The organism is Staphylococcus sp. GDY8P196P, from assembly GCF_017891705.1.
Lineage (GTDB): Bacteria > Bacillota > Bacilli > Staphylococcales > Staphylococcaceae > Staphylococcus > Staphylococcus ureilyticus.
In genome coordinates this window covers 1-10,716 of record NZ_JAESJS010000026.1, presented here as the reverse complement: position 1 = coordinate 10,716, position 10,716 = coordinate 1, and the positions used below count along the sequence as shown (strand labels likewise).

The 10,716-nt window shown below is 34.3% G+C and carries 11 protein-coding genes and 1 pseudogene; 10 read left to right on the top strand and 2 right to left on the bottom strand.

The window, feature by feature from the left end; translation table 11 throughout:
* The first annotated feature begins 26 nt into the window (after positions 1-26).
* From KA814_RS13295 to KA814_RS13270, 6 genes are all read left to right on the top strand, one after another.
* On the top strand, positions 27-833 hold the full coding sequence (locus KA814_RS13295) for a nucleotidyltransferase domain-containing protein (protein ID WP_225417023.1): 807 nt from the start codon (positions 27-29) through the stop codon (positions 831-833).
* A complete protein-coding gene (locus tag KA814_RS13290; protein ID WP_000662263.1) occupies positions 814-1,548 on the top strand; it encodes a class I SAM-dependent methyltransferase in 735 nt (244 codons plus the stop codon). The genes KA814_RS13295 and KA814_RS13290 overlap by 20 nt, the downstream gene beginning before the upstream one ends.
* 32 nt (positions 1,549-1,580) lie before the next feature.
* Entirely contained in the window at positions 1,581-2,444 is an 864-nt protein-coding gene (locus KA814_RS13285) for an aminoglycoside nucleotidyltransferase ANT(6)-Ia (protein WP_002294505.1), read from the top strand.
* Between the two features lie 43 nt (positions 2,445-2,487).
* Complete coding sequence (locus tag KA814_RS13280; protein ID WP_002294507.1) at positions 2,488-3,015, top strand: phosphoribosyltransferase family protein; 528 nt, start codon at positions 2,488-2,490, stop codon at positions 3,013-3,015.
* Positions 3,016-3,146: 131 nt separating this feature from the next.
* Positions 3,147-3,956 (top strand): ANT(9) family aminoglycoside nucleotidyltransferase Spw, encoded by an 810-nt coding sequence (locus KA814_RS13275; protein WP_002294509.1) that lies wholly within the window; start codon positions 3,147-3,149, stop codon positions 3,954-3,956.
* 178 nt (positions 3,957-4,134) lie between these two features.
* Complete coding sequence (locus KA814_RS13270; protein WP_010733534.1) at positions 4,135-4,425, top strand: hypothetical protein; 291 nt, start codon at positions 4,135-4,137, stop codon at positions 4,423-4,425.
* Positions 4,426-4,475: 50 nt separating this feature from the next.
* On the opposite strand, the gene KA814_RS13265 is transcribed toward KA814_RS13270, so the two are convergent.
* Complete coding sequence (locus tag KA814_RS13265; RefSeq protein WP_002325145.1) at positions 4,476-4,934, bottom strand: hypothetical protein; 459 nt, start codon at positions 4,932-4,934, stop codon at positions 4,476-4,478.
* 61 nt (positions 4,935-4,995) lie between these two features.
* Here KA814_RS13265 and KA814_RS13260 point away from each other — a divergent pair, with 61 nt between their 5' ends.
* From KA814_RS13260 to lnu(B), 3 genes are all read left to right on the top strand, one after another.
* A complete protein-coding gene (locus KA814_RS13260) occupies positions 4,996-5,580 on the top strand; it encodes a recombinase zinc beta ribbon domain-containing protein (RefSeq protein ID WP_002294511.1) in 585 nt (194 codons plus the stop codon).
* A gap of 442 nt (positions 5,581-6,022) precedes the next feature.
* The gene (gene lsa(E), locus KA814_RS13255) at positions 6,023-7,507 is read left to right on the top strand and encodes an ABC-F type ribosomal protection protein Lsa(E) (protein WP_002294513.1); all 1,485 of its coding nucleotides are present in this window, start codon (positions 6,023-6,025) and stop codon (positions 7,505-7,507) included.
* 53 nt (positions 7,508-7,560) lie between these two features.
* Positions 7,561-8,364, top strand: a complete 804-nt coding sequence (gene lnu(B) / locus KA814_RS13250) for a lincosamide nucleotidyltransferase Lnu(B) (protein WP_002294514.1) — start codon at positions 7,561-7,563, stop codon at positions 8,362-8,364.
* 308 nt (positions 8,365-8,672) lie between these two features.
* Here lnu(B) and KA814_RS13245 read toward each other — a convergent pair.
* Positions 8,673-9,974 (bottom strand): annotated as a pseudogene (locus KA814_RS13245) (ISL3 family transposase).
* 417 nt (positions 9,975-10,391) lie between these two features.
* Between KA814_RS13245 and KA814_RS13235 the strand changes: the two are divergent.
* On the top strand, positions 10,392-10,616 hold the full coding sequence (locus KA814_RS13235) for a helix-turn-helix domain-containing protein (RefSeq protein ID WP_000205227.1): 225 nt from the start codon (positions 10,392-10,394) through the stop codon (positions 10,614-10,616).
* Positions 10,617-10,716 lie beyond the last annotated feature (100 nt).

Genomic DNA, 10,716 nt, shown 5'->3' with positions numbered 1-10,716 from the left:
TTCAACTTTGCAACAGAACCGAAGGCATCGTATTAGGGGGCTCACGTGCAAGAGGCACCCATACAGAAAATTCTGATATAGATATCGGAATCTATTACAATTCAGACTCATTTGACCTGACAGCGATTAATCAAATTGCTACAGAATTGGATGATAAAAATAGAAACAACCTTGTTGTGCCTCCCGGAGCGTGGGGTGATTGGATTAATGGCGGCGGATGGTTATTTATAAATGGGTATCATGTTGACTTGATTTTACGTGATATAAAACGGGTAGAACAAATAATCAAAGATACGGAGCAAGGAATTGTTACTGCCAATTATCAGACCGGGCATCCCCATGGTTATATAAGTGCAATGTATCGTGGAGAATTAGCGATTAGTAAAATACTATATGCTAAGAACGAAAGCTTATGCGAATTAAAAAAGCAGGCAGAAATTTACCCTACTGCTCTAAAGAAAAGCTTGATGAACTTTTTTATATTTGAAGCTGAATTCTCTTTAATGTTTGTAAAAGCAAATGCGGGGGTAGAGGATAAATATTATATTGCAGGCCATGTTTTTCGTATTATTTCATGCTTAAATCAAGTACTATTTGCATGTAATAATGCTTATTGTATCAACGAAAAGAAAGCTATAAAACTGCTTGAAACTTTTGAACATAAACCTGAAAAATATACCGAGAAGGTAAATCATATTTTTGAAGTACTCGGTATCTCACTTTTTGAATGCTACGATATGACCGAGAAACTTTATAAAGAAGTGAATGAAATTGTATCGGAGATAAATAACTTTTTAAACGAGGAGAGTTCAGATGAAAGAAAACAAATATGATGATAATATATTTTTTCAAAAATACAGTCAAATGAGTCGCTCGCAGAAAGGACTGGCTGGTGCGGGAGAATGGGAGACTTTGAAAAAGATGCTACCTGATTTTAAGGGTAAGCGTGTGCTTGATTTAGGATGCGGCTATGGATGGCACTGTATATATGCGATGGAAAACGGTGCTTCCTCTGTAGTAGGTGTTGATATTTCTCATAAAATGCTCGAAGTAGCAAAAGGAAAAACCCATTTTCCACAGATTGAATATGAATGCTGTGCCATAGAAGATGTGGATTTCCCAGAGGAGAGCTTTGATGTAATACTAAGTTCGCTTGCGTTTCATTATGTAGCAGACTATGAGAATTTAATAAAAAAGATATATAGGATGCTGAAGGCTGGTGGCAATTTAGTTTTTACAGTTGAACATCCTGTTTTTACTGCTCATGGAACACAAGACTGGTATTATAACGAAAAAGGAGAAATACTGCATTTCCCGGTGGACAATTATTATTATGAGGGCAAACGGACAGCTATGTTTTTGGAAGAAAAGGTTACAAAATATCATAGAACACTGACCACATATCTAAATACACTGCTTTCAAATAGTTTTATAATAAATCAGATTGTGGAGCCACAGCCGCCAGAGAACATGATGGATATTCCGGGGATGGCGGATGAAATGCGACGCCCAATGATGCTGATTGTATCGGCAAAAAAGAAGATGTAATAATATAGAAAAAATAAACGAGGAGTATGTAAATGAGATCAGAAAAAGAAATGATGGATTTAGTACTTTCTTTAGCAGAACAGGATGAACGTATTCGAATTGTGACCCTTGAGGGGTCACGCGCAAATATTAATATACCTAAAGATGAATTTCAGGATTATGATATTACATATTTTGTAAGTGATATAGAACCGTTTATATCTAATGATGACTGGCTTAATCAATTTGGGAATATAATAATGATGCAAAAGCCGGAGGATATGGAATTATTCCCACCTGAAGAAAAGGGATTTTCCTATCTTATGCTATTTGATGATTACAATAAAATTGATCTTACCTTATTGCCCTTGGAAGAGTTAGATAATTACCTAAAGGGCGATAAATTAATAAAGGTTCTAATTGATAAAGATTGTAGAATTAAAAGGGACATAGTTCCGACTGATATAGATTATCATGTAAGAAAGCCAAGCGCAAGGGAGTATGATGATTGCTGCAATGAATTTTGGAATGTAACACCTTATGTTATTAAAGGATTGTGCCGCAAAGAGATACTGTTTGCAATCGATCATCTGAACCAGATTCTACGGTTTGAACTACTTAGGATGATGTCGTGGAAGGTTGGGATAAAGACAGAATTTTCATTAAGTGTTGGGAAAAATTATAAGTATATTAACAAATACATTGATGAAGATCTATGGAATAGATTATTATCTACATATCGCATGGATTCCTATGAAAATATTTGGAAGTCATTATTTATATGCCACCAATTGTTCAGGGAAGTGTCCAAAGAGGTAGCAGAACTACTGGGGTTTGATTATCCAGAGTATGGTAAGAACATAACAAGATATACCGAGGACATGTATAAAAAATATGTTGAAAATGACTATTTTTAAAGATTAGCAAAGATTATTAACCATAAGCAAGGGGTGTAAATGTATGGAAAGTACTGATGTTATAAATGAAATTAGAGGTATATTACCTCGTAACTCAATTGGAAAATATGATTTACTAACTATTTTTACACATAAAACCGTTTTTGATAAAATTGTAAAAGTACTATCATTGGATTTTCAAAATAAAGTAGATTATGTGGCTGCCCCAGAAGCAATTGGATGGATACTAGGCACTGCCATAGCCAAAGAACTTGGAGTGGGGTTTATTGGAGTAAGAAAAGGTGATAAGCTGCCATACGCAAAAGAAGAGATTATTTCGACACATTTTACCGACTATTCAGGTCAAGATAAAAGCTTTGAAATATCTAAGAGTTCTATTGTGAGGAACAAAAGAGTTTTGATTGTAGATGATTGGATAGAGACAGGTTCTCAAATGAAGGCTTTAATAGCTTTGTTAGAGAAATTGGATTGCAGCATTATTGGGTTGGCTACTATTGGGATTGATATAAATGAGGTTACTCAAAAATGGATAGACAGCAGTTTTGTAGCTTATATTGGCTCAAACATATAATAAACCGAAAGAAAATCTTGAATCAAAATTTTGGATGGCGTTAATTTACAATACAACGAAAGATGTTTACTCTTTTTTTATAAATTTTAAGAGGCGTTAAAAAACAGTTTTCAGACGAAAGGAGATCGAAGTTGAGTATAGATTTAAGTAACAAAAAAATTCCGAAAGAAGCAATTCAAGCATTAAAAACTATAGCGGAACTACTTGATAATATGTTAATTGGGGTGTATTTGTATGGTTCGGCAGTAATGGGTGGTTTACGTATGAATAGCGATGTAGATATTTTGGTAATAACAAATCAAAGTTTATCTGAAAAAACTCGAAGGAATCTTACAAATAGGTTAATGCTTATATCTGGGAAAATAGGAAACATAAAAGATATGAGGCCTCTTGAAGTTACGGTCATAAATCAAAAGGATATTGTCCCTTGGCATTTCCCCCCCAAATATGAATTTATGTATGGCGAGTGGCTAAGAGAGCAGTTTGAAAAGGGAGAAATTCCTGAGTCGACTTATGATCCGGATTTAGCAATACTTTTAGCACAACTAAGAAAAAATAGTATTAACCTTTTGGGACCAAAGGCAACAGAAGTAATTGAGCCTGTGCCAATGACAGATATTCGAAAAGCAATTAAAGAATCGTTGCCCGGGTTGATAGCTAGCATTAACGGTGACGAACGCAATGTGATTTTAACTTTAGCCAGAATGTGGCTGACAGCATCTACTGGTGAAATTCGCTCAAAAGATCTGGCAGCTGAATGGGCGATACCTCAATTACCCGATGAGCATGCTACTTTACTCAACAAAGCGAGAGAGGCTTATTTAGGAGAGTGTGTTGACAAGTGGGAAGGAATGGAATCTGAGGTGGCTGAACTCGTTAATCATATGAAAAAGTCTATAGAGTCTTCCCTTAATATCCAATTACCTTTTCGAATAGTTTAAATATAACAAAGACTAGTTGTTAATGTGCATTATTGATTGCTTCGATATGTTCCCCCATATATCAGTTTCTTAAAAAATAATCAAAATACCGTTGATACGTTCCCGCGAACGAAAGGGTTAAAAATCAGCTTAAGACATCAATGCCATCAACTAGAGCCACGTTGAGACGTGTGTTTTATTGTCCCACAAAAGTGCAGACGATTTTATCAGTGTAAAAATGGAGTACGCAGACGACCGAAAAATCCAGCCAGATCGTATCACCTACAGGCTTATTCAGGAGTATATCGAAGAAAAGTACGGCTTCAAAGTTCACACTGCAAACATTGCAGAGGTCAAAAGAAACTTAGGCCTGCCGATGTACGACGCACCAAACGCAGTTGAAGAACTAAAACGCCCATATAAACCAGCACCAGAATATAAAGTAGAAGCTATTAAAGACGCATTAAGGCACTTCAAGGTCATAGATTAAAGTAAAGTACCCTTTCAGCAGATCATTACTGTTGAGAGGGTCTTACTTTTTCAGAAGCCGGCCAATGTAAGGATAGCCCTACAAGATTGCGGGTCTTTCTCTTCGAGCCATGTTTCCAGATTGCTTATAGCGATATCCTTTTGAATATGGATGCTCTCTTCAAATCGATATTCGATTGCACATGTAAGGATATCAACAGGTTCATCAAGAACCTTACCGCCAAGAACTGGGTATTCGTCAATTACAATCCAGTCAGGTGGGAGACCATCAAAGAGAGCCTGCGGATACAATTCCCTAAAGTGAATCTCAATTTCCATAGCTTCGATCTCACCTTGTTCTTTATCTGGGTAACAAGTGGCATAAGATACATCGAAGCCTCTAGTGAGCAGCATCTGAACGACATTGATGAGTTCAATATCAACAGGAATGGTCTTATCGGCGCATTTACAACAAGGCTTCGACCAAATTTCACTGTATAGCTCTAAACATCGTGGACACATCGTCATCATACAATCACTTCCTTCACCAGTTTATAGAAAGTAGTTCTTTTAAGATTAAGTGCCTGCATAGTTGCAGTTGCAGTTTGCTCGCCAGTGCGGTGATATTTACCGCCGGGTACACTGGAATAACCGAGGTTACAAGTCTATTGTTTGGAGATGCGTCAGCCGTTTGGAGGAAAAAGGATCTGAATGTACTGCCCCTACCATAAACGAGGAAACATTGCAGACAGCAGTGGTCAAGGCTATTAACGAACTTTTGGCTAACAAAGAACCCTTCCTCCAGGCGTTGCAGAAAAACATAGCTACTATACTTAATGAAGAAAATGATAATGCCACCAATGATATTGATAGCAAATTGGAAGAATTACAACAACAGCTTCTTATCCAAGCAAAATCCAAGAATGACTATGAAGATGTGGCTGATGAAATCTACCACCTTCGAGAATTGAAGCAAAATGCACTTGTTGAAAATGCAGAGCGTGAAGGAAAAAGGCAACGAATCGCTGAAATGACTGATTTCTTTAATGAACAATCCTGTGAGTTAGAGGAATATGATGAGCAGTTAGTAAGGAGGCTTATAGAAAAAGTTACGGTATTTCATGATAAGTTCGCCGTTGAATTCAAATCAGGAGTCGAGATTGATGTAGAAGGGTAATCTTTAGAAAGAGAACAGAAGAATTATATTGGATTTTTAAAGATAATATGATATAATAAAACGACTTGGAGGTGGAAGAATGTATAACTTTTCTTGCTAATTATATGATGCATAATAAGATATTTAAAGAAACGGCTATAGAACCGTTTGTTTTGTTATGCAAATTGCAAGAAAGTTAAGTATTCTACACTCAATAATACATTACAGTAACCTTATGTTATGTATAACAAAAGGTAATAATAGTATTTGTTTTTGAGCCGTAAGAATTTACTTTCTTGCGGCTTTTAATATTTGTAAAAGAAAGGAAGATAAACGTGATAGACAATGATACTATGTCATTCATGACAAAATCCTTGCAGAGTTGGATAACATTATAGAGTAATTAATGCCGAAAACCGACTTTGCTTATAAAATTTTTATAATGTAAAGGAGGAAGAAATATATGTCCTTAATAAATGTTTCAAATCTAACTTTTTCATATGAAGGAAGTTATGACAATATTTTTGAAAATGTAAGTTTTCAGATAGATACAGATTGGAAACTCGGTTTTATTGGAAGAAACGGACGCGGTAAAACTACTTTCTTAAATTTACTGCTTGGCAAATATGCGTATTCCGGCAATATAAGTTCTACAGTTAAGTTTGAGTATTTTCCTTATGATGTGGAAGATAAGAGTCTATATACAATTGAAGTAATGAAGAGTATTTGTACGGAATGTATGGATTGGGAGATTTTTCGTGAAATATCATTGCTTGATGTTCAAGAAGATGCTTTATATCGTCCGTTTAATACATTGTCAAATGGTGAGCAAACGAAGGTCCTTCTTGCAGCTTTATTCCTTACAGCGAGTTGTTTCCTGCTTATTGATGAACCTACAAACCATCTTGACATCGATGCACGTAATGTAGTGCAAAACTATTTGAAACGCAAGAAGGGGTTTATTTTGGTATCTCATGATAGAAGCTTACTTGATCAATGTGTTGACCATATACTATCTATCAATAAAACGAATATCGAAATCCAAAAGGGAAATTTTACTTCTTGGTGGGAGAACAAAACGTTACAAGATAATTTTGAACTGGCAGAAAACAAGAAACTCCTTAAAGAAATAGGAAGGTTGTCTTATGCAGCAAAACGTAGTTCAAACTGGTCAAATAAAGTAGAAAAAAGTAAATATGGAACAACAAATTCTGGTTCAAAACTGGATAAGGGTTATGTTGGACATAAGGCTGCAAAAGCGATGAAACGTGCCAAAAATATTGAGTCAAGACATCAGGAAGCCGTTTTACAAAAATCAGAACTGCTCCACAACATTGAACAATATGATGACTTAAAAATTTCACCACTTGAATTTCACAAAGAGTGCTTAATAGAAGCGAATGATTTATCATTGTCTTATGGAGATAAAGAAGTATGCAGTAATCTTAATTTCAGAGTCAATATTGGTGATAGAGTTGCCATTATCGGAAAAAATGGGAGTGGTAAGTCTAGTATCCTAAAATTGATTAATGGAGATGATATTAAATTTACCGGAAATTTTATGCTAGCAAGTGGACTAAAAATTTCTTATATTTCGCAAGATACTTCATATTTAAAAGGTAATCTATCTGAATTTGCCTATAATAATAAGATCGATGAAACTCTATTTAAAACGATTCTTCGTAAACTGGATTTTAATAGAGAGCAGTTTGATAAGAACATGGTGGATTTTAGTGCTGGTCAGAAAAAGAAAGTACTAATTGCTAAAAGCCTTTGTGAAAGTGCACATTTGTATATATGGGATGAGCCATTGAACTATATTGATATTTTTTCACGTATCCAAATTGAAAAAATGATTTTGGAATATTGTCCTACACTATTGTTTGTGGAGCATGATGATGCTTTTTGCAATAACATTTGTACGAAAAATATTAATTTAGGTTTGTAGAGATTTTGAGTTGCCACAATAACTAAAAGATATTTACATGAAAGGGTGAAGAAATGTTAAAACAAAAAGAATTAATTGCAAACGTTAAGAATCTTACTGAGTCAGATGAACGAATTACAGCTTGTATGATGTATGGATCGTTTACCAAAGGAGAAGGTGACCAATACTCTGATATAGAGTTCTATATATTTTTGAAAGATAGTATAACCTCGAACTTTGATTCATCCAACTGGTTGTTTGACGTAGCTCCGTACTTGATGCTTTATAAAAATGAGTACGGAACAGAGGTAGTTATTTTTGATAATCTTATACGTGGGGAATTTCATTTCCTTTCTGAAAAAGATATGAACATAATCCCCTCGTTTAAAGATTCAGGTTATATTCCTGATACGAAGGCTATGCTTATTTACGATGAAACAGGGCAATTAGAAAATTATTTATCAGAGATAAGTGGTGCAAGACCAAATAGACTTACTGAAGAAAATGCTAATTTTTTGTTGTGTAATTTCTCTAATCTATGGTTGATGGGAATCAACGTTCTAAAAAGAGGAGAATATGCTCGTTCATTAGAACTCTTATCACAACTTCAAAAAAATACACTACAACTTATACGTATGGCAGAAAAAAATGCTGATAATTGGCTAAACATGAGTAAAAACCTTGAAAAAGAAATTAGCCTTGAAAATTATAAAAAATTTGCAAAGACCACTGCTCGATTAGATAAGGTAGAATTATTTGAAGCCTATAAAAATTCTTTGCTATTAGTTATGGATTTGCAAAGTCACCTTATTGAACAATACAACTTAAAAGTTACACATGACATTTTAGAAAGATTGTTGAATTACATTAGTGAATAGGAGAGTAACGTTATTCACAGTATTGGGTACTGAAAATTAACAGCATACCTCAGTTTTTCAAAAAACAGCGAAGCCTATGGATATGTTCCCGTCTACCGATAGTGCAAAAAGTGTCGTGGATATGTTTCCGAGAACGGACATACACAAATGACATTCATTCTGTCCTCTCAATCCATATTGAATGTGTGACTGTTTTAAGTAAGTAAGGAAAACATAAAAAAACGGGCTCTTTGTCAAATCGGACTGATGAGACAAATATTGAAGATGATGAATTTGAGAATTTTCTCAAATTCATCATCTTTTTTTAGTTATTCAATTGTGACAAGGTCGTTTATCATAAAAATTCTTATCTTCATATTACTAAAAGATTTGAAGCCATAAGATACTCTTTTTAATATCTTAATATGAGTATTTTTAGCTTCTATTTTTCCGTTAGAATACTTATACGTTAAGCATTACGAATCCCTTCTTCATAATTAATCAGATTTTCAATCTTCTGTTTAAATAGTGGATCTAAGGTAGTCGGTAAGTTCTTTAATAAATCAAAAAATGAGTCTGGATCTTTATTTCTAAAGTGATAGGTTAATAATTGAAACACGCCATAGGCTTCTTTTAAGTCTGTAGAAAATGATAAAAGACGATCAATCATCATTGATTCTGTTAGAGGGGGAAACTTAGGTGAAGGAAAGCTTCTCCAATTTTTATATTCTGAACTAGAAACAGTCATTTGATTCTTTAATAGGTATTTCCAATTTACTTTTAGCTTATTGGCTTCAGAACGCTGGTGATTCTTTATTAATGCTTTCATTTCCCTGACTCTAAAGTCATTAAAAGCTTGGTTTAAGTGTTTAACGATATGAAACCTATCAATGACTAAAGCTGCACAAGGAAAGATTTTTTTAGTTAACTGAAAATAAGCCGCATTCATATCTGTCACTAGAAATTTTACCTGTTCTCGTTTCTCCTTGGGAGAACGATTGAAGTAATTCATTAGTTTATCAAGTCTACGACTAGGAAGAACATCAACCAGTTCACCGGTTTCACCATTGGCACAAATAAAACTCATTTTATCTTCATAGGTGGCATGAGATCTGAATTCATCAACCATTAGAACTTTTGGAAAAGAGCGTGGTTTAAGCGTTTCAGGTAAATGTTTTTCAACAGATTTAAGGACCCTTATAACGGTTGTGAGTGATACATGACATATCTTAGCGATAACGGTCATTGATATTTTTTGAGTTAATAATTCTAGTATTCTAAATGTCATGAATCGACTAATAAAACAATTTTCTTCAACGATAGAACATTGAGTTGTCCAATGTTGATGGCAGTTTTTACAAAAATATCGTTGTTTTTTTAGCTTTAAAATAGTTGGAATATTTTGATATGATTCCAAACGAATTGTCACTTCTTTTTTCCCATTTTTTACAATGGTTTTCTTTTCATCTGCATCGTTCGCATGAGACTGACAATACTTACAGGCCGTAAGCTTAGGTGAGTAGGTACCAGTGATAATTAATGTGTTCACACCTTTGTATTTTCCTTCTTCAACACAAGTTAAATTTAAATCTTTCTTTAATTCGCAACATTTTTTTGATATGATTAGTCATGACATGTCGTCCTTTCTATTTAAGATTTTGGTTGGTACTTTAATTTTACTAGATAGACGACATGCTTTTCTACTTAAATAAACTAAAATAGAACTGATGAATCAAAAAATGATTCATCAGTTCTATAAATTATAGAGCCTGAATTTATCCGCAAAAACAAATTCCGCACCTTAGAATATGATGATAAGCTTGTAAGGAAGATAATCCAGAGCGTTACAGTGTATGAAGACCACTTCGTCATAGTCTTCAAATCTGGCATCGAAATGGAAATATAAAAACCCAAAGTAAATAGCCCATGACTCTACAGTAGAGTTGTGGGTTTTCTTTTGCTTGCTGATTATAATAATATTTTAATAACTATTGTGTTTATCAATCAAATGGTTTACAATATTCTTAGCGTAAACTTGGAGGTGCTGTATGACTACGGCAGAAATGATTAAAGAACTGTGTGAGCAAATGAATATAAGTGTTTCCGAACTTGCTAGACGTATTGGCCAGACTCCACAGAATTTCAATAAAAAATTACAACGAGAAACAGTAACCTTGGATGAGTTGAAGGCCATTGCTGATGTGCTAGGTGTCAAGTTTGTGCAGGCATTTATTTTACCAGATGGAGAAGAAATAAAAATATCTAACGAATAAAGGAGGATGTTTATATGGTAGGTAATGTTATTCAAATAGTAACAGAGAAATTATCATCTTTGCCTTTTATAGAAGGCATGGTTCTGTTGCAAAGTAAAAA

Coding starts and splice junctions, on each gene's coding strand:
- KA814_RS13285 (WP_002294505.1), top strand. CDS start 1,581: ATGAGATCAGAAAAAGAAATGATGGATTTAGTACTTTCTTTAGCAGAA.
- KA814_RS13235 (WP_000205227.1), top strand. CDS start 10,392: ATGACTACGGCAGAAATGATTAAAGAACTGTGTGAGCAAATGAATATA.
- KA814_RS13265 (WP_002325145.1), bottom strand. CDS start 4,934: ATGATGACGATGTGTCCACGATGTTTAGAGCTATACAGTGAAATTTGG.
- KA814_RS13290 (WP_000662263.1), top strand. CDS start 814: ATGAAAGAAAACAAATATGATGATAATATATTTTTTCAAAAATACAGT.
- KA814_RS13280 (WP_002294507.1), top strand. CDS start 2,488: ATGGAAAGTACTGATGTTATAAATGAAATTAGAGGTATATTACCTCGT.